This window comes from Methyloligella sp. GL2 (genome assembly GCF_013341275.1).
Classification (GTDB): Bacteria; Pseudomonadota; Alphaproteobacteria; order Rhizobiales; family Methyloligellaceae; genus Methyloligella.
Map to the genome: position 1 here is coordinate 1,869,829 of NZ_CP054476.1, position 19,304 is coordinate 1,889,132.

The following is a 19,304-nucleotide window of genomic DNA, read 5'->3' on the forward strand; positions in this document are numbered from 1 at the left end:
ATCCCGGGGTCGCGCTGCGCGCGCCCGAGGATGACGTCATAAAGTTCCTGGCCATCATCATCGCCCTACTCCGCCGCCACCGGCACCGAGGCCGGAATGGGCTTGGCTGCGTATTGATCGATGCGCTCCTCGATGACGTGGCGGAAATGGCGAATCAGCCCTTGCACCGGCCAGGCGGCGGCATCGCCCAGGGCGCAGATGGTGTGGCCTTCGACTTGGCGTGAGACGTCGAACAGCATGTCGATCTCGCGCTTCTCGGCCTTGCCTTCGGCCATGCGCTCCAGCACGCGCCACATCCACCCCGTGCCCTCGCGGCAGGGCGTGCACTGGCCGCAGGATTCGTGCTTGTAGAAATAGGAGATGCGGGCAATAGCGCGGACGATGTCGGTGGATTTGTCCATCACGATCACCGCCGCGGTGCCGAGGCCCGTCTGCAACTCCTTCAGCGTGTCGAAATCCATGTCGAGATCGTTGCACTGATCGGCCGGCAGGCACGGCACCGAGGAGCCGCCCGGAATCACTGCGAGAAGATTGTCCCAGCCGCCGCGCACGCCGCCGCAATGCTTGTCGATCAGCTCGCGCAAGGGAACACCCATCTCCTCTTCCACATTGCAGGGCTCGTTCACATGGCCGGAGATGCAGAACAGCTTGGTGCCGGTGTTGTTGGGCTTGCCGAGTGCGGCGAACCAGGTCGCGCCGCGGCGCATGATGTCCGGCACCACAGCGATGGATTCGACATTGTTGACGGTGGTCGGTGCGCCATAGAGGCCGACATTGGCGGGGAATGGCGGCTTCAGCCGCGGCATGCCCTTCTTGCCTTCCAGGCTCTCCAGCAGCGCGGTCTCCTCGCCGCAGATATAGGCGCCAGCGCCGTGAGCCAGGTAGAGATCGAAATCCCAGCCGTTTTTGTTGCCCTTGCCGATGAGCTTCGCCTCATAGGCCTGGTCGATGGCGGCCTGCAGGCGCTCGCGCTCGCGGATGAACTCGCCACGGATATAGATGTAGGCGGTGTGCGCCCGCATGGCGAAGGAAGCGATCATCGCCCCTTCAATCAGGAGATGCGGGTCGTGGCGCATGATCTCCCGGTCCTTGCAGGTGCCGGGCTCCGATTCGTCGGCGTTGATGACCAGGTAATTGGGGCGGCCGTCGGACTCCTTCGGCATGAAGGACCATTTTAGCCCGGTCGGGAAGCCGGCGCCGCCGCGTCCGCGGAGGCCGGAGCTTTTGACCTCCTCGATCACCTCTTCATGGCCGCGCGCCAGGATCTCCTTGGTGCCGTCCCAGGAGCCTCGGGACATGGCGCCCTTCAGCCCCCAATCGTGCAGGCCGTAGAGATTCTTAAAGATGCGGTCCTTATCGGCGAGCATCAGCCCTCCTCCCCATCTTTTTCGGCTTTCGCATTCATCAGCGCCGGATCCATCGCCGAGGATTCGATCGAAGCGGCGTAAAGCTCAGAATCGGTCAGGCTGCTCGGGCCGCTGAGGGGCGCGGAGAATTGCCGGCCGTTCTGGGGACCGGGCACGACCTCGCGGCCCTCGCGCAGCTCGGTGAGGATAAAGGCGAGCTTCTCGCCGTCGAGATCCTCGTAATAATCCTTGTTGATCTGCACCATCGGCGCGTTGCAGCAGGCGCCTAAGCACTCCACCTCAATCCAGGACAGCATGCCGTCCTCGGTGACGTGGCCGGGCTCGCCGATGATCTCGCGGCAGGTCTTCTTCAGCTCGTCGGAGCCGCGCAGCATGCAAGGCGTGGTGCCGCAAAGCTGCACGAAGTATTTCCCGACGGGAGCGAGGTTGAACATCGTGTAGAAGGTGGCGACCTCGTAGACCCGGATATAGGCCATATCCAGCATGTCGGCGACGTAGCGGATCGCCGGCTCGGGCAGCCAGCCGCCCATCTGCTCCTGGGCGCGCCACAGCAGCGGAATCACGCCAGAGGCCTGCTTGCCTTCGGGGTATTTCTTCAGCGTCGCCTCGGCCCAGGTCAGATTCTCCGGGCTGAAGGCAAAGCCTTCCGGTTGGTCGGTCGTTAGGCGCCGGACGCTCATCGGGCAGTCTTCTTTTGCTTCGCCTTACTCTGCACCGAGCCTGCACCGGGCGCGGCCACCAATAGACGCCGGAGGGGCGATACGCCCTCCGAGCGAAAATCGATGGTTGCCCACAATGAAGCTCTCCACAGACAGGGTCGAACCGATGCGGTTCCCCGCATCTTGCCCTCCCCCAGCATTCTCATCTCTCAACTTCGAATCTTGCCTGCATGGGCCATTGAATCAAGAGGCCGAAATATCGCGCTTCTCCTCGGTTCACCGATCGACCTCGCCGAAGACGATGTCGATGGAGCCGAGGATGGCGGAGACGTCGGCCAGCATGTGGCCCTTGCAGAGAAAATCCATGGCCTGCAGATGGGCGAATCCCGGCGCCCTGATCTTGCAGCGATACGGCTTGTTGCTGTCGTCGGCGACGAGGTAGACGCCGAATTCGCCTTTCGGCGCCTCGACGGCGGCATAAACCTCGCCTTTCGGGACGTGATAGCCCTCGGTGTACAGCTTGAAGTGGTGAATCAGGGCTTCCATCGAGGTCTTCATCTCGCCCCGGCGCGGCGGCACCATCTTGTGATTCTCCACCAGCACCGGACCGATCTCGGTGGAGAGCCGCTCGCAAGCCTGCTTCATGATTTTGACCGACTGGCGCATCTCCTCCATGCGGATGAGATAGCGGTCGTAGCAGTCGCCGTTCTTGCCGATGGGGATGTCGAAATCCATGTCGGCATAGCATTCGTAAGGCTGGGATTTGCGCAGGTCCCAGGCGGCGCCGGAGCCGCGCACCATGACGCCGGAGAAGCCCCAGGCCCAGGCATCCTTCAGATCGACGATGCCGATATCGACGTTGCGCTGCTTGAAGATGCGGTTCTCGGTCAAGAGCCCTTCGATATCGTCCAGCACCTTCAAGAAGGGATCGCAGAAGGCGTAGATATCGTCGACTAGCTTGGGCGGCAGATCCTGATGCACGCCGCCGGGCCGGACATAGGCCGCATGCATGCGGCTTCCCGATGCGCGCTCATAGAACACCATGAGCTTTTCGCGCTCCTCGAAGCCCCAGAGCGGCGGGGTCAGCGCGCCGACATCCATGGCTTGCGTGGTGACGTTGAGGAGATGCGACAGGAGCCGGCCGATCTCCGAATAGAGCACACGGATCAGCTGGGCGCGGATCGGCACGGTGACGCCGACGAGCTTCTCCACGGCCAGGCTGTAGGCATGCTCCTGATTCATCGGCGCGACATAGTCGAGCCGGTCGAAATAGGGCAGCGCCTGGAGGAAGGTCTTGTATTCGATCAGCTTCTCGGTGCCGCGATGCAAGAGGCCGATATGCGGATCGACGCGCTCCACCACCTCGCCGTCGAGCTCCAGCACCAGGCGCAGCACGCCATGGGCGGCCGGATGCTGGGGACCGAAATTGATGGTGAATTTGCGGTCCTCGGTATTCGCCTTCTCGTCGGCGGCGTCCTCGGCCTGGAATTCGGTCTCGATGCTCATGCGTTCACCCCCTCGGCCGGCTTGGCCGATGCGGCTTTGGCGTCGATGGATTTCTGAAAGCGGTCCCAGGAGACGACGAATCGCTCGTGATGGCCCTTGCCGATCTCGTGCACCCCGTCATGGGCGATGACGGCGAATTTCACCCGCGGACCGCGCACCTCAAGGCACTCGGCATCGACGGTGACAGTCATCCCGGGTGGCGTGGCCGAGGTGTGGGAGACGTCGATATGGGTGCCGAGGCTCCCCTCGCCTTCGTCCAGATGCGGCTGCAGCAGCTTCAGGCAGGTCCATTCCATCAGCCCGACCATGAAGCCGGTGGCGAAGACTTCCGGCATTGCCTGGAACTCCGGCGCTTCCGGATAAAGATGCGGCACGGTCTTGGTGACGGGCACCTCGAAGGCGAATTGCTGCTTGAGGCCTGGCGCGAGGGTGGACTTCATTTACGAATCCTCCCGCTTCTCGGCGGCAAGTCCCGCCTTCTCGTCGCCGGGAATGGCGTCGTCCATGCCTTCCCACGGGCTCATGAAGTCGAAATTGCGGAAGCCCTGCATCAGCTTCACCGGCTCGTAGACCACCTTCTTGGCCTCGTCGTCGTAGCGCACCTCGACATAGCCGGTGAGCGGGAAATCCTTGCGCAAGGGATGGCCCTGGAAGCCGTAATCGGTGAGCAAACGGCGCAAATCCGGATGGCCGGAGAACAGCATGCCGTAGAGGTCGTAAGCCTCGCGCTCGAACCAGTCCGACGCCGGATAGACGCTGACCGTGCTCGGCACCGGGGTCTCCTCGTCGGTGGTGACGCGGATACGGATGCGCGTGTTCATCTCCGGGCTGAGCAGATGATAGACCACGTCGAAGCGGCGCTCGCGCTCCGGATAGTCGGCGCCGCAAATATCGATGAAGCAGACGAAGCGGCATTTCGGGTCGTCGCGCAGGAAGGTCAGCACCTTGACGATATCCTCGCGGACCGCCTCCAAGGTGAGCTCTTCATGAGCGACCGCGAAGCCGCTCAGCGAAGATCCGAGGCTATCTGAGATATAGCCGCCTAGCTCTTCCAGTGATTTCGCCATAGGTCGGACTAGCGCTCGATGGTTCCGGTTCGCCGGATCTTTTTCTGCAGCAGGAGGATGCCGTAAACCAGCGCCTCCGCCGTGGGCGGGCAGCCCGGGACGTAGATATCGACGGGCACGATGCGGTCGCAGCCGCGCACCACCGAATAGGAATAGTGATAATAGCCGCCGCCATTGGCGCAGGAGCCCATGGAGATGACGTAGCGCGGCTCGGGCATCTGGTCGTAGACCTTGCGCAGGGCCGGCGCCATCTTGTTGGTCAGCGTGCCGGCGACGATCATCACGTCGGATTGCCGGGGGCTGCCGCGGGGCGCGAAACCGAATCGCTCGACGTCGTAGCGGGGCATGGAAGCCTGCATCATCTCCACCGCGCAGCAGGCGAGACCGAAGGTCATCCACATCAGCGAGCCGGTGCGGGCCCAGTTGATGAGATCGTCGGCGGTGGTGAGCAGAAAGCCCTTATCGGCGAGCTGATCGGAGAATTCGTCGAATCGGGAGACCTGCGGCGTCAGCAGCTCATTGGCGCTGCGCGGCCGGGCGGAGCTGCGTGCCTGATCGAGAATCGCTTCGTCGCTCAATCCCATTCCAAGGCTCCCTTCCGCCATTCATATATGAAGCCGATGGTGAGGATGCCAAGGAAGACCATCATCGCCCAGAAGCCGAAGGCGCCGACATCGTCGAAGGCGACGGCCCAGGGGAACAGGAAGGCGACTTCCAGATCGAAGATGATGAAAAGCAGCGAAACGAGATAGAATCGCACGTCGAATTTCATGCGCGCATCGTCGAAGGCGTCGAAGCCGCATTCATATGCGGAAACCTTCTCCGGATCGGGATGCTGCGGGGCGATGAAGAACGGAACGATCAGCAGCACCGCGCTGATTGCGAAGGCGATGCCGATGAAAATCACCAACGGCAAATACTCTAACAGCAGCTCGTTCATACGCTCTGCCTTCTCCCCATCTCTCAACCCGCTCCCAGCACGGGGTTGGACCGACAGCAAAAGCCATTCGTCAGTCCACCCTTCTGGCTTACCCCAGCCGGGCGTCGATGCGCAAGGCTCCGGGCGTCGCAGGTGGCGGCTTGCACGGCGCTTTCACCCGAAAAATCGGGTGGTGCGTTTCGGAATGGAAAAATGGGGAAAGTGGCGGGAGTGACGGGACTCGAACCCGCGGCCTCCGGCGTGACAGGCCGGCGCTCTAACCAACTGAGCTACACCCCCATGCCGCCCCGCTTCGGCGCTCAACGCGCGGCGGGGTCTCAGCGTGTAAGACGTCCGATTCCCCAAGTCAACACAGCAAAGCGAAGCTTTATGAGATATCTGCACTCTCGTGCGATTCGGTTAAGAAAAACCGCACCTTGAGAGGTCCCCAAAAAGACGAAGCGCTGCGCAACGGGTAGCCCAAAGGGCGACGGATGAGACCTCTTCAGGTCAGCCTTTTGGCGGTAAATGCGCGTCCCGAATGGGACTTGAGATATTTCTCAAAGTCCAGCGCGCGCTGCTTATGGCTAAACGCGCAATACCAGATGAGTTCCCACGGTATGTATTTTGCTGTGTGGGTCGATTTTCCCGCATTGTGATCTGCTAATCGGCGGCGAAGGTCAGAGGTCGCACCGATATAGTCTTGTTCGGGAGCAGCGGAGCTTCGGATGATGTAGACGTACCACATGGTCCAGCGTTGCCCGTCGTCACTTTCGCTTCGCTCAAGTTATGCCGGGCACTGCTTCGGCCTAATGGTCTAATCGTGGCTGCGCCACGCATAGCCCAAAGGGCGAAGCGTGGTGGGCGGTGAGAGGCTCGAACTCCCGACATCCACGGTGTAAACGTGGCGCTCTACCAACTGAGCTAACCGCCCCTTTTTGCTGGGGATAACAGTCGCGGGAACGGCGGCAAAGCTGATTTGCGCCGGTCCCCGCGAGGGTTTTAGCAATTTTCATAAAATATGCGAGGCCGGTATGCCGAAAATCGGCAACGCCGAAATGGGCGTCAGAACTGTCTGGCCTCGCGCCGGGACTCCTCGAAGCATCGTGGCGTCCCGAAAAAGGCGCGGCGCCCGGACGAGCCGGGCGCCGACGAGAAACTAGCTGTTGCAGGCTTCTTTAAGAGCCTTGCCGGCGCGGAATTTCGGTACGCGCGATGCCGGGATTTGCACGGTCTCGCCCGTACGGGGATTCCGACCCGTGGACGCCTTGCGATCGGCGACCTGGAAGTTGCCGAACCCAACGATACGCACCGTATCGCCGTTCTTGAGCGCCATCTCGATAGTCTTGAAGGTGGCGTCGACGGCCTTCTCGGCGGATTCCTTCGAGATCTCCGAATCCTTCGCCACTTCGGCGACGAGGTCAGCCTTGTTCATGGGTCTTTCCTTTCGTTCGGCCCCTAAGTTCCGATGCGCTTCCCGGGGCCGTGAGGAAGCGTAACCGATTCACACTCTAAAGCGTAATGACTGGCCTAAAAGCCCAGTAAAATCAACAAAAATGGTCCGACCAACATCGTTGGCCGGACCATAAAAACGCGTCAAATTTTGGACAATTTGAGTCTGGTCGAAAGCTCAGTGCGCGGTGACGCCGGTGGTCGTCTCCTTCGCCGCCGTAACCACGGAGCTGTCGTCCTGACCGCTGTCCTCGCTCCACTCGATCGGTTTGGGCTCGCGGACGAAGGCAATCTTGATCACCTCCTCCATGCGCGAGACCGGGAGGATCTCCAGCTTGTTTTTGATCTCATCGGGAATTTCGGTGAGATCCTTGGTGTTCTCCTCCGGAATGACCACGGTCTTGATGCCGGCACGAAGCGCCGCCAGCATCTTCTCCTTCAGGCCGCCGATGGGAAGCACCCTGCCCCGCAGCGTAATCTCGCCGGTCATGGCGACATCGCGGCGGACCGGAATGCCGGTCATCAGCGAGACGATCGCGGTGACCATGGCGACGCCGGCGGACGGACCGTCCTTCGGCGTTGCGCCCTCGGGCACGTGGACGTGGATGTCCCGCCTCTCGAACAGCGGCGGCTCGATGCCGAACTGAACCGAACGGCTGCGCACATAAGCGTTCGCCGCCTGGATCGATTCCTTCATGACATCGCGCAGGTTGCCGGTCACGGTCATCTTGCCCTTGCCCGGCATCATCACGCCTTCGATGGTCAGGATCTCGCCGCCGACCTCGGTCCAAGCCAGACCGGTGACGACGCCGACCTGGTCCTCCAGCTCCGCCTCGCCATAGCGGTATTTCGGCACGCCGAGGAAGTCCTCGAGATTATCCTTGGTGATCTCGATCGACTTGACGTCGGAGGTCAGCAGCTCCTTGACCGTCTTGCGGGCAAGCTTGGCCAGCTCCCGCTCGAGGTTACGCACGCCCGCCTCGCGGGTGTAACGGCGGATCACCTCAAGCAGCGCATCGCGGGTGATGCTCCACTCATTCTCCTCCAGACCGTGCGCCTTGGTCTGGGCGGGGATCAAATGGCGCCGCGAAATCTGGAGCTTCTCCTCCTCGGTGTAACCGGCGAGGCGAATGATCTCCATACGATCCATCAGGGCCGGCGGAATGTTCAGCGTATTCGCCGTGGTGACGAACATCACGTTGGACAGGTCGTAATCGACCTCCAGGTAATGGTCGGCGAACGAGCTGTTCTGCTCCGGATCCAGGACCTCGAGCAAGGCCGATGCCGGATCGCCGCGGAAATCGGCGCCCATCTTGTCGATCTCGTCCAGCAGGAAGAGCGGGTTGGTCTTCTTCGCCTTCCGCATGGACTGGATGACCTTGCCGGGCATCGAGCCGATATAGGTGCGGCGGTGACCGCGGATCTCGGCCTCGTCGCGCACGCCGCCAAGGCTCATGCGCACGAACTCGCGCCCCGTCGCCTTGGCGATGGAGCGGCCGAGCGAGGTCTTGCCGACGCCGGGCGGGCCGACCAGGCACAGGATCGGGCCTTTCAGCGTGTTGGTCCGGTTCTGCACCGCCAGATACTCGACGATGCGGTCCTTGACCTTCTCAAGACCGTAGTGATCCTCGTCCAGAACCGCCTGGGCTTCGTCCAGGTCGCGCTTGACCTTGCCCTTGACGCCCCACGGGATCGACAGCAGCCAATCCAGGTAGTTGCGGACGACGGTGGCTTCCGCCGACATCGGGCTCATCTGGCGCAGCTTCTTCAGCTCGCCGAGGGCCTTCTCCCGCGCTTCCTTGGACAGCTTGGTCTTCTCGATCTTCTGCTCGAGCTCGGCCAGATCGTCCCGGCCTTCGTCGCCGTCGCCGAGCTCCTTCTGGATCGCCTTCATCTGCTCGTTCAGATAGTACTCGCGCTGCGTCTTCTCCATCTGGCGCTTGACGCGGCTGCGGATCTTCTTCTCCACCTGGAGCACGGAGATCTCGCTCTCCATCAGGGTGAAGACGCGCTCCAGCCGCTCGGAGACCGAGGTGATCTCCAAGACCTGCTGCTTTTCGGCGATCTTGATGGCCAGATGCGAGGCGATGGTGTCGGCCAGCTTCGAGTAATCCTCGATCTGGCTCAGCGTTGCCAGGACCTCGGGCGAGATCTTCTTGTTCAGCTTCACATAGCCGTCGAACTGGGAGATGACCGAACGCGCTAACGCCTCGATCTCCTCTTCGGAGCCCATTTCCTCATGGACGCGGCTGATGCGAGCCTCGAAGTAATTGTCGTTCTCGGTGAACTCCTCGATGGACGCGCGCACGGTGCCCTCGACCAGCACCTTGACGGTGCCATCGGGCAGCTTCAGCAGCTGCAGCACAGAGGCGAGCGTGCCCATGCGGTAGATGCCGTCATGCTCGGGCTCGTCGTCATTGGCGTTCTTCTGCGCGGCAAGCAGAATCTGCTTGTCGGAGCGCATCACCTCCTCGAGGGCGGCAATGGACTTCTCGCGCCCGACGAAGAGCGGCACGATCATATAGGGGAAGACGACGATGTCCCGGAGCGGCAGGACCGGATAGACCTCCGGGACTTCGGAGCCCGTTTCTGGTTTGTTGGTGTCGTCTGTCATGGCGTTCCTTTACGCAGTCCGTCTGCTTTGTGGCTGCGGGCGCCGTTCCCGGCTCCTGCGGCCTCTGGTTTGATCCTCCCCCAAGGACCGGATGTTTTTGGGCGGTTATTCCAAGATCCCGCCTGGAAGCCATTTCAGTTGTGGCTTCGGTGGCATGGCAAGCTTAGATGGCGACCGAGCGGGCCAAATTCAAGGGCCGTCCGGCCGCCGCAACCTGTTCTGAGTCAATCGGTTGCGGGGCCTTTCCGGCGCGATCCAAGCTCGCAATACCATTAAGTCAGCGCCCATGTTGCGGTGGATTCGCAAGCATGGGCAAGCCTAAAGGCTTACGCGCTGGTGCCCAGCTCCTCGTGCCGTTCGGAATAGATGCGCAGAGGCCTCGCCTTGCCCTCGACCACTTCGGGGCTGATGACGACCTCCTCGACACCTTGCATGCTCGGCAATTCGAACATGGTGTCGAGCAGAATGCCCTCCAGAATGGAGCGCAAACCACGGGCACCGGTCTTCCGCTCGATGGCCTTGCGCGCAACGGTGCGCAATGCCTCGTCGGCGAAGGAGAGCTGGATGTCCTCCATCTCGAACAGCCGCTGATACTGCCGGACGAGCGCATTCTTGGGCTCGCGCAGGATCTCGATCAGGGCGTCCTCGTCGAGGTCGTCCAGCGTCGCAATGACGGGAACACGGCCGATGAACTCGGGGATCAGGCCAAATTTCAGCAGATCCTCGGGCTCGACCTCCTTCAAGATGTCACCGGTGCGGCGCTCGTCGACATTGCCGACCTTGGCACCGAAGCCGATCGAGGTGGATCGGCCGCGGCTGGAGATGATCTTCTCCAGGCCGGCGAAGGCGCCGCCGCAGATGAACAGGATGTTGGTGGTGTCGACCTGCAGGAATTCCTGCTGCGGGTGCTTGCGGCCGCCCTGGGGCGGGACGCTGGCCACCGTGCCTTCCATGATCTTCAGAAGCGCCTGCTGAACGCCCTCGCCCGACACGTCGCGGGTGATCGAGGGGTTGTCCGCCTTGCGGCTGATCTTGTCGACCTCGTCGATATAGACGATGCCGCGCTGGGCGCGCTCGACATTATAGTCGGCCGCCTGCAGCAGCTTCAGAATGATGTTCTCGACATCCTCACCGACATAGCCGGCCTCGGTCAGGGTCGTGGCGTCGGCCATGGTGAAGGGCACATCGAGGATGCGGGCGAGCGTCTGGGCGAGCAGCGTCTTGCCGCAGCCCGTGGGCCCGACCAGCAGGATGTTGGATTTTGCCAGCTCGACATCGCCGTTCTTGCCGGAGTGATTGAGCCGCTTGTAGTGGTTGTGCACAGCGACCGACAGGACGCGCTTGGCGTAATCCTGGCCGATGACATAGTCGTCCAGCACCTCGCAGATTTCCATCGGGGTGGGAACGCCATCGCGGGATTTCACCAGCGAGGATTTGTTCTCCTCGCGGATGATGTCCATGCACAGCTCGACGCATTCATCGCAGATAAACACCGTCGGCCCAGCGATCAGCTTACGCACCTCATGCTGGCTCTTGCCGCAGAAGGAGCAGTAAAGAGTGTTCTTAGAGTCGGATCCGCTCACCTTGCTCATTCGCCTATCCAGTTCTTAGCTGCTGTGTGGCAGACGGGATCGGTCAGCCTGCAACGATTCGGCATCATACTCCTGAAAAAGCCCCATTTCTGGGAAGGAGATTGATCTGCAACCCCCACCATAACAGCAATCTGATCATGGTAGGTTGCACTGATCAAGGATTGATTAATCGGACATTTGAGCTATAGGCCGCGCAACGCGGGATTCGCAAAAGCCCGATTTTCTTCCATGATTTGCCGGTTTTTCGGCTTGCCGAACGATGCCGCTCCCGCCCCGGGAGCCACGCCCTATTGTGACGGAATACCGCGTCTGAAGCGGCTACTCCTCGGGCGTGTCGACTTTGGCCTCGAGAATCTCACGGTCGGTGATCACCTCGTCGATCAGGCCGAAGCTTTTCGCATCGTCGGCCGTCATGAAGTAGTCACGGTCGAGCGTCCGTTCAACCGTCTCGTAATCCTGGCCCGTGTGCTTCACGTAAACGTCGTTGAGACGCTTCTTCATTTTCAGGATGTCCTCGGCATGGCGCTCGATATCGCTCGCCGTGCCCTGAAAACCGCCGGAAGGCTGGTGCACCATGACGCGGGCGTTGGGCAGCGCATAGCGCATGCCGGCCTCGCCTGCGGCCAAAAGAAGCGAGCCCATGGAGGCGGCCTGGCCGATGCAAAGTGTCGCGACCGGCGGACGGATGAACTGCATGGTGTCGTAGATCGCCATGCCCGAGGTCACCACGCCGCCCGGCGAGTTGATGTACATCGAGATCTCTTTCTTGGGGTTCTCGGCCTCCAGGAAGAGAAGCTGGGCAATGATGAGCGAGGCGACATTGTCTTCGATCGGTCCGGTGACGAAGATGATGCGCTCCTTGAGGAGCCGCGAATAGATGTCATAAGCCCGTTCGCCGCGGTTGGTCTGCTCGACGACCATGGGAACGAGGGTGCTCATATGCATATCGTGCAGGTCGCTCATCGGTATCCTTAAAAGCTTTGGTGCAAGACGCTTCGAGAGATCGCTTCGAGATGTCTCGCCAAGATGGCTCGTGAGCGGCGGATCGCGTGAGGACTCATCCCGCCGCCCGATGTCTTGGCGCTACACTATATGGGAGGGCAGACGCAAGCAGGGAAGCCCAAAAGCGTTAGCCCGCCGCCTTAGTGGTCATGATCGTGGTCGTGATCATGGTGATGATGCTCGCTCTCGCCGCCTTCCAGATCGGCGTAAAGCTCCTCTGGCGTCACCTTCTTCTCGCTGACCGTGGCGAGCTCGGCGATATAGTCGATCACCTTGTCCTCGTAGAGCGGCGCGCGGATCTCGTTCAGGGCCTGCGGGTTGTTGCGGTAATACTCGAACACCTCGCGCTCCTGGCCCGGGAACTGGCGGACGCGCTCGATCAGCGCCTGGTTCACCTCTTCGTCGCCGACCTCGACCTTGTTGCGGCTGCCGACCTCGGAGAGAAGCAGGCCTAGGCGCACGCGGCGCTCGGCGAGCTCGCGATACTCCTTCTTGGCTTCCTCTTCGGTCTTGCCCTCGGCCTCGAAGCTCTTGCCGTGATGCTCGATGTCGTGAGTGACCTGCTGCCAGATCGCGTCGAACTCGTTATCCACCAGCTGGGCCGGCAGCTCGAAATCGTGCTCCTTGTTGAGCTCGTCGAGGATCGCCCGCTTCAGCTTCATGCGGGAGGCCTCCTTGCGATCCTGCTCCAGACGCTGCTTGGCCATGTCCTGCAGCTGCTTGAAGCTCTCCAGCCCCAGCCCCTTAGCGAACTCGTCGTCCAGGGTCGGCTCGGCGGGGGCTGCGACCTCGTTCACCTTCACATCGAACTGGGCCGGCTTTCCGGCCAGGCTGGCTTCCGGATAATCCTCCGGGAAGGTGACCTCGACAGTCTTCTCGTCGCCGGCCTTGGCGCCGATCAGGCCTTCCTCGAAACCGGGGATGAAGCGGTTGCTGCCCAGCACCAGCGGCGCGCCTTCCGCAGCCCCGCCCTCGAACGGCTCGCCGTCGATCTTGCCGACGAAGTCGATGGTGACCTGATCGCCGTCGGCCGCGGCGCCATCCTTCGGCGCATAGGTCTGATTGGCCTTGGCGAGGCGCTCGATGGCCTCCTCGATCTCCTTGTCGCTGACCTCGGAGACCATGCGCTCCACCTTCAGCTTGGAGAAATCCATCGGCTCGAAATTGGGAATCACCTCGAAGGACATGGTGTAGGCGAGATCGGCGGCGCCTTCGAAGATCTTGTTGATCTCGGCCTCGTCCTCGGGCAGCTCGATCTTGGGCTGATAGGCCGGCTGCTCCTCGCGATCGGCAATCGCCTTCTGGCTGGCCTCGGTGACGGCCTGCTGCACGACCTCGGCCATGACCGAGCGGCCATAGACCTTGCGCAGGTGGTCTTTCGGCACATGACCGGGGCGGAAGCCCTTCAGACGCACCTGGCCCTTCAGCTGGTCGAGACGGTCGGACAGGCGCTGCTCCAACTCATCGGCGCCGATGACGACCTTCAATTCGCGGCGAAGGCCTTCGTTGTTGGTTTCGGTGACATTCATACGGGCTGATCCATTCGCTTATGAGTGCGGCCGGCTCGATGGCCTCGGCCGGCATTGGCAAGGTCGTGCCTTTACGGGTTGGTGCGGGCGGAGGGACTTGAACCCCCACGGCCGAAGCCACCAGAACCTAAATCTGGCGTGTCTACCAATTTCACCACGCCCGCAAGACGGATTGGCTTAAGTCACGCGCGCTATATCATAGGGTTGAAGCCCGCCGCTAGTGGGAGAAGCGGCGTTCTGGTCTCAACCTAGCGGGGCGCGACAGCGCACCCTGCTCGCATCGGCGCCGGCCTCTATTGTGGATTCCGGTTAGAGCGCTTAGCTCTCCTTGCGGACAGGCTTACCGCTAAAGTAGGTTGCCGCACCCACCTTGCAAGCCGGAAGACGCCACGTGGATTATCGAGACGGGATTATCGAGGCGATCGGCAATACCCCGCTGATCAAGCTGAAACGCGCATCCGAGGAGACCGGATGCACCATTCTCGGCAAGGCCGAGTTCATGAACCCTGGCCAATCGGTGAAAGACCGGGCCGCCCTGTTCATCATCCGCGATGCGCTGGACAAGGGCACCTTGCAGCCCGGCGGCACCGTGGTGGAAGGCACGGCCGGCAATACCGGTATCGGGCTTTCCCTGGTCGGCAATGCGCTGGGGCTGAAGACGGTGATCGTTATCCCTGAGACCCAGTCCGACGAGAAGAAGGACATGCTGCGCCTTTCCGGCGCGGAGCTGATTGAGGTACCGGCGGTTCCCTACAAGGACCCCAACAACTACGTGAAATATTCCGGCCGCCTGGCCGAAGCGCTGGCCGCCACCGAGCCCCACGGCGCGATCTGGGCGAATCAATTCGACAACACCGCCAACCGCCAGGGCCATATCGAGACCACGGCGGTAGAGATTTTCGAGCAGACCGACGGCAAGGTGGACGGGTTCATCTGCGCGGTCGGCACCGGCGGCACGCTGGCCGGCATCTCCATGGGGCTGAAGGCTAAGAATCCGGAGGTCACGGTCGGGCTCGCCGATCCCATGGGGGCGGCGCTGTACAATTATTACAAGCATGGCGAGCTGAAATCGGAAGGAAGCTCGATCACCGAAGGCATCGGCCAGGGGCGCATCACCGCCAATCTGGAAGGTGCCGAGGTGGATACGGCGTTCCAGATCCCCGATGCCGAAGCGCTGCCGGTGCTGTTCGACCTTCTGCAGCATGAGGGGCTGTGCCTGGGCGGCTCGTCCGGCGTCAATGTCGCCGGCGCCATTCGCCTGGCCAAGGAGATGGGGCCCGGTCATACGATCGTCACCATCCTTGCCGATTACGGCTCCCGGTACCAAAGCCGGCTGTTCAACCCCACCTTCCTGAAGGAGAAAGGGCTTCCGGTTCCGCCGTGGCTCGATGCGGCACCTGAGCCCGTACCTTCAGTCTTTGTTTGAATAGGATCGTTATGGACACTCTCTCCAAAGGCGCCTTGTCGACCACCTGGCTGATGGAGACCGACGAGCTGGCGCGCGAACTCGAAGCGCCCGATCTCGTGGTCGTGGACGCCTCCTGGCATATGCCGGCCGAGGAGCGCGACGCCTATCAGGAGTATCTCGCCGAGCATATTCCCGGCGCGGTGTTCTTCGATATCGACGAGATCGCCGACAGCAACAGCCCCCTACCCCATATGCTGCCCTCGCCGGAGAAATTCTCTTCCCGCATGCGGGCCATGGGTATCGGCGACGGCGCCCGGGTGGTGGTCTACGATTCGGGCGCGCTGTTCGGCGCCGCCCGGGTGTGGTGGACCTTTCGGGTGATGGGCGTGGAAGACGTCTTCGTGCTGAATGGCGGCTTGCCGAAATGGAAAGCCGAGGGGCGCCCCCTGGAGGACGGCCCGCCGCCGGTGCGCACCGCCCGCCACTTCACCGCACGGCGCCATGCGGAGCTGGTGCGCGATGCCTCCGACGTGCTCGGCATCGTCAAGGACGGCTCGGCGCAGATCGTCGATGCGCGTTCGCCGGAGCGTTTCGCCGGCAGCGCGCCGGAGCCGCGCGAAGGCTTGCGCTCGGGCCATATCCCGGGCTCGCGCAACCTTCCCTACAAGACGCTGCTCAACGAGGACGGCACGCTGAAATCGCCGGACGAGATCCAGGCGGTGTTCAAAGCGGCCGGCATCGATGTGGCCAAGCCCGTGGTGACGAGCTGCGGCTCGGGGGTCAGCGCCAGCGTGCTTGCCTTGGCGCTGGCCTTGATCGGCAATCGCCGCACGGCGGTTTATGACGGGTCGTGGACCGAGTGGGGCGGCAATGCCGATCTTCCCATCGAAACGGGCGAGAGCCGCTAGATGAGTAAGCGCTCCGCTGCCGGCAAGAAGCCGTTCACCAAGCTCGGCCATTTGGGCCGGGATCCTGAGCTCTATCGCGGCTTCGTCAATGCGCCGGCCTATCGCGGCTCGACGGTGATCTTTCCGACGCTCGATTCGCTCCTCGCCGACGATCAGGAATTCTCCTATGGGCGGCAATGCACGCCGACGGTCAAGGAGATGCAGGAGGCGTTGGCGGATCTGGAAGGCGGCGATGCCTGCTTTCTGAGTTCGTCGGGGCTTTCGGCGATCGCGGCGGTGCTGCTCGCCTTCGTCGAAGAAGGCGACCATCTCTTGGTCACCGACAGCATCTACAAGCCGACCCGGCGCTACTGCAACGATGTGCTGAAGCGGCTGGGCGTTGAGACCACCTATTACGACCCGACGATCGGCGCCGATATCGCCGAGCTGCTGCGGCCGAACACCAAGCTGGTGTTCACCGAATCGCCGGGCTCGCAGACCTTCGAAATTCAGGACATTCCGGCCATCGCCGAGGCGGCGCACAAGGCCGGCGCGCTGGTCGCCATGGACAACACCTGGGCGACGCCGCTGTTCTTCAAGCCGTTCGAGCATGGCGTCGATATCTCGGTGCATGCGGCGACGAAATATATCGTCGGCCATGCCGATGCGATGCTGGGCGCGGTGATCGCCAAAGGCGACGACCCGGTAGAGCGACTCGCCGCAATTCACGATGCGAGCGGCATGTGTCCCGGACCGGAAGACGTTTATCTCGGTTTGCGCGGCATGCGCACCATGGGGGTTCGTCTGGAGCGCCATCAGGCCTCGGCCATCGCCCTGGCCGAATGGTTCGCCGCCCGGCCGGAGGTGGAGCGGGTGCTGCACCCGGCCTTTCCCTCCTGCCCGGGGCACGAACTTTGGCGACGGGACTTCACCGGCGCCTCGGGTCTGTTCTCGGTGGTGCTGAACCCGATGTCGAAAGCGGCGCTGGCAGCCATGGTGGACGATATGGAGCTGTTCGGCATGGGCTATAGCTGGGGCGGGTTCGAGAGTCTGATCCTGCCCTTCAATCCGACCAGCTACCGCAGCGTGACGCCATGGGATGCGGCCGGGCCGGCCTTGCGCATTCATGCCGGGCTGGAGGATATCGACGACCTGAAGGCCGATCTCGAAGCCGGTTTTGCCCGCGCCGCCGAGGCGTAATACGGCGCTCCCGCCACGACCTGTTGAACACCTGCCGTTGAACACCTGCGCCCTACTGGCACGCCCCCTTCAAATCTTGCGTCTGCGCGCAGATATGCGGGGCGGGAAAGGAAGGTGCATCAATGGATTTCAAGCTCAACGATAAGCGCGCATTCGTCTCCGGCTCCACGCAAGGCATCGGCTATGCCATCGCCAAGGGGCTTGCCGAGGAAGGCGCCGATGTGGTGATCAACGGCCGCCGCCAAGACAAGGTCGATGCGGCGGTGGCGAAGCTGAAAGACGAGACCGGCGGCAAGGTCTCCGGGGTCGCTGGGGATCTCGGCACGGCGGAAGGCGTCGATAAGGTCGTCGCCGCGCTCGGCGATGTCGATATCCTGGTCAACAATGCCGGTATCTTCGAGCCGAAGCCGGTTCTGGAGATTACCGACGCGGACTGGCAGCGCTTCTTCGACGTCAATGTGATGAGCGGCATCCGCCTCACCCGTGCCCTGCTCCCGGCCATGCTGAATAAGGGCTGGGGCCGGGTGATCTTCATCTCCTCCGAATCCGGACAGAACATCCCGGCGGAGATGGTGCATTACGGCGTGACCAAGACGGCGCAGCTGGCGCTGACCCGCGGCTTTGCCGAGAGCTTTCCCGGATCGGGCGTCACCGTGAACGCCGTGCTGCCGGGTCCGACCCGCTCCGAGGGCGTGGTCGACTTCCTGAAAGAGATGGGCGGCGACGGCGATACCAGCGCCGTGGAGGCCGACTTCATCAAGCAAGGCCGCCCGACCTCCATCATCCAGCGCTTCGCCGAGCCGGAAGAGGTCGCCAATATGGTGGTCTATTTGTGCAGCGAGGCGGCCTCCGCCACGACCGGCGCCCCGGTCCGGGTCGAAGGCGGGCTGCTCCGCAGCATCGTCTAGCTCTGCCTTCGTCCAGACCTGTCGCAAACGGACAGGCGTAGCCCCCCGAATAATGCTATGAGGTGGCGATTTGGGGGGCAGCCGTCTTGCATCTCATCAAGACCATCACCGCAACGCACGCTCGGGCATTGTTGCAGCCGGGTGTCTTGGTTTGCCTGCTTTTCGCGGGGCTGTTGGCGGCGTTCACCGTGCCGGCCGAGGCGCGCAAAGCAGACATTCCCTATGCGGTGGCCCAGGCGATCGCCGAATCGCCCGCGCCTGACGGGCCGGAGAAGGTGATCGTCGGCGCCTATATCAACGATATCCAGCAGCTCGACTTCAAGACCAACAATTACACCCTTGATCTCTATGTCTGGTTCCGCTGGCGCTCGCCCGAACTCGACCCCTCCAAGACCATGGAGTTCATGAACCGCTATGCCTCGGACGACAATCTGCGGCAGGAGCTGATGGACGCGCCGGAGCGCATGCCCGACGGCAGCCTCTATTCGATCCTGCGCTATGAGGGGCGCTTCTCCACCAAATTCCACCTGGAGAAATATCCCTTCGACACCCAAGGCATGACGGTGATCATGGAGGACACGCTCTCCGGTGCCGACAGCCTGATCTATGTACCGGATGGGGAAAGCCCCATTGCCATCGATCCGGTGATCACCCTGCCCGGCTTCACCGTGGGCAAGCCGGTCATGCAGGTCACCACCAAGACCTATCCGACCAATTTCGGCGATCTTTCCGTGGCCGATGCGGAGCCCTATTCCCGCGTCGTCCTCTCCGTGCCGGTGACGCGCCCCGTGGTGGCGATGTCGATCAAGGCCTTCGTGCCCATCGCCCTGATCATCGTCTGCGCCTCGCTCGTCTTCTTCGTGCGGCCGCTCTATGTGGAGGGGCGCATCGGCCTCGGCATCACCGCCCTCCTCACCCTCGTGGCGCTGCAGCTCTCCTCGACCTCGTCGCTGCCGGATGTCGATTATCTGATGATGCTCGATAAGATCTATCTGCTGGCTTACCTGTTCATCATCCTGGCGCTGACCCGCATCGTCGCGACCTCCTGGAAGGGCGAGGATGTCAGCTATCAGGACGCCATCACCCGCACCGACCGGCGCTGGGTTTTCTGGCTGCTGCTGGCTTATGTGGCCGGCAATGTCATCGTCGCTGGCACCACGCTTTGGGCGTAGGTGCCTGGCGAAACGCATCCAT

General features: G+C 62.3%; 18 protein-coding genes and 3 tRNA genes. 5 read left to right on the top strand and 16 right to left on the bottom strand.

Annotation, left to right across the window (positions count from 1 at the left end; translation table 11 throughout):
• Window positions 1–65 precede the first annotated feature (65 nt).
• The 16 genes from nuoF to HT051_RS08905 form a co-directional block, all read right to left on the bottom strand.
• On the bottom strand, window positions 66–1,367 hold the full coding sequence (nuoF, locus tag HT051_RS08830; RefSeq protein WP_174541693.1) for an NADH-quinone oxidoreductase subunit NuoF: 1,302 nt from the start codon (window positions 1,365–1,367) through the stop codon (window positions 66–68).
• Complete coding sequence (nuoE, locus tag HT051_RS08835; protein ID WP_174541694.1) at window positions 1,367–2,047, bottom strand: NADH-quinone oxidoreductase subunit NuoE; 681 nt, start codon at window positions 2,045–2,047, stop codon at window positions 1,367–1,369. Before nuoE ends, nuoF begins: the two co-directional genes overlap by 1 nt.
• A 255-nt stretch (window positions 2,048–2,302) precedes the next feature.
• Complete coding sequence (locus HT051_RS08840) at window positions 2,303–3,532, bottom strand: NADH-quinone oxidoreductase subunit D (protein ID WP_174541695.1); 1,230 nt, start codon at window positions 3,530–3,532, stop codon at window positions 2,303–2,305.
• Window positions 3,529–3,972, bottom strand: coding sequence for a thioesterase family protein (locus HT051_RS08845; RefSeq protein ID WP_174541696.1), 444 nt, complete (start codon window positions 3,970–3,972; stop codon window positions 3,529–3,531). Before HT051_RS08845 ends, HT051_RS08840 begins: the two co-directional genes overlap by 4 nt.
• The gene (locus tag HT051_RS08850) at window positions 3,973–4,599 is read right to left on the bottom strand and encodes an NADH-quinone oxidoreductase subunit C (RefSeq protein WP_174541697.1); all 627 of its coding nucleotides are present in this window, start codon (window positions 4,597–4,599) and stop codon (window positions 3,973–3,975) included. It abuts the gene before it with no gap.
• An 8-nt stretch (window positions 4,600–4,607) separates the two neighbouring features.
• Complete coding sequence (locus tag HT051_RS08855; protein ID WP_371740573.1) at window positions 4,608–5,183, bottom strand: NADH-quinone oxidoreductase subunit B family protein; 576 nt, start codon at window positions 5,181–5,183, stop codon at window positions 4,608–4,610.
• Window positions 5,174–5,539, bottom strand: coding sequence for an NADH-quinone oxidoreductase subunit A (locus HT051_RS08860; protein WP_174541699.1), 366 nt, complete (start codon window positions 5,537–5,539; stop codon window positions 5,174–5,176). Before HT051_RS08860 ends, HT051_RS08855 begins: the two co-directional genes overlap by 10 nt.
• A 202-nt stretch (window positions 5,540–5,741) precedes the next feature.
• Window positions 5,742–5,818: transfer RNA gene (locus HT051_RS08865), tRNA-Asp, on the bottom strand.
• 205 nt (window positions 5,819–6,023) lie between these two features.
• A complete protein-coding gene (locus HT051_RS08870) occupies window positions 6,024–6,266 on the bottom strand; it encodes a GIY-YIG nuclease family protein (protein WP_174541700.1) in 243 nt (80 codons plus the stop codon).
• Window positions 6,267–6,376: 110 nt separating this feature from the next.
• Window positions 6,377–6,452, bottom strand: a tRNA-Val gene (locus HT051_RS08875).
• A 225-nt stretch (window positions 6,453–6,677) separates the two neighbouring features.
• Entirely contained in the window at window positions 6,678–6,953 is a 276-nt protein-coding gene (locus HT051_RS08880; RefSeq protein ID WP_174541701.1) for an HU family DNA-binding protein, read from the bottom strand.
• 195 nt (window positions 6,954–7,148) lie between these two features.
• A complete protein-coding gene (gene lon / locus HT051_RS08885) occupies window positions 7,149–9,584 on the bottom strand; it encodes an endopeptidase La (protein WP_174541702.1) in 2,436 nt (811 codons plus the stop codon).
• A gap of 326 nt (window positions 9,585–9,910) precedes the next feature.
• The gene (clpX, locus tag HT051_RS08890) at window positions 9,911–11,176 is read right to left on the bottom strand and encodes an ATP-dependent Clp protease ATP-binding subunit ClpX (RefSeq protein ID WP_174541703.1); all 1,266 of its coding nucleotides are present in this window, start codon (window positions 11,174–11,176) and stop codon (window positions 9,911–9,913) included.
• A gap of 318 nt (window positions 11,177–11,494) precedes the next feature.
• Window positions 11,495–12,121, bottom strand: coding sequence for an ATP-dependent Clp endopeptidase proteolytic subunit ClpP (gene clpP, locus HT051_RS08895; RefSeq protein WP_246810246.1), 627 nt, complete (start codon window positions 12,119–12,121; stop codon window positions 11,495–11,497).
• 197 nt (window positions 12,122–12,318) lie between these two features.
• On the bottom strand, window positions 12,319–13,707 hold the full coding sequence (tig, locus tag HT051_RS08900; RefSeq protein ID WP_174541705.1) for a trigger factor: 1,389 nt from the start codon (window positions 13,705–13,707) through the stop codon (window positions 12,319–12,321).
• Window positions 13,708–13,786: 79 nt separating this feature from the next.
• Window positions 13,787–13,871: transfer RNA gene (locus HT051_RS08905), tRNA-Leu, on the bottom strand.
• A gap of 227 nt (window positions 13,872–14,098) precedes the next feature.
• Here HT051_RS08905 and HT051_RS08910 point away from each other — a divergent pair.
• The 5 genes from HT051_RS08910 to HT051_RS08930 all read left to right on the top strand — a co-directional run bounded on the left by HT051_RS08910 (window position 14,099) and on the right by HT051_RS08930 (window position 19,282).
• Window positions 14,099–15,133, top strand: coding sequence for a cysteine synthase A (locus HT051_RS08910; RefSeq protein ID WP_174541706.1), 1,035 nt, complete (start codon window positions 14,099–14,101; stop codon window positions 15,131–15,133).
• 11 nt (window positions 15,134–15,144) lie between these two features.
• Window positions 15,145–16,023, top strand: a complete 879-nt coding sequence (gene sseA, locus HT051_RS08915) for a 3-mercaptopyruvate sulfurtransferase (protein ID WP_174541707.1) — start codon at window positions 15,145–15,147, stop codon at window positions 16,021–16,023.
• Window positions 16,024–17,202: a cystathionine beta-lyase gene (metC, locus tag HT051_RS08920; RefSeq protein WP_174541708.1), complete on the top strand. Its 1,179-nt coding sequence runs from the start codon at window positions 16,024–16,026 to the stop codon at window positions 17,200–17,202.
• Between the two features lie 122 nt (window positions 17,203–17,324).
• Window positions 17,325–18,110: an SDR family NAD(P)-dependent oxidoreductase gene (locus HT051_RS08925; protein WP_174541709.1), complete on the top strand. Its 786-nt coding sequence runs from the start codon at window positions 17,325–17,327 to the stop codon at window positions 18,108–18,110.
• A gap of 173 nt (window positions 18,111–18,283) precedes the next feature.
• Window positions 18,284–19,282 carry a hypothetical protein gene (locus HT051_RS08930; RefSeq protein ID WP_174541710.1) on the top strand — a complete coding sequence of 333 codons (999 nt, stop codon included), beginning with the start codon at window positions 18,284–18,286 and terminating at the stop codon, window positions 19,280–19,282.
• The last annotated feature ends 22 nt before the right edge of the window (window positions 19,283–19,304 follow it).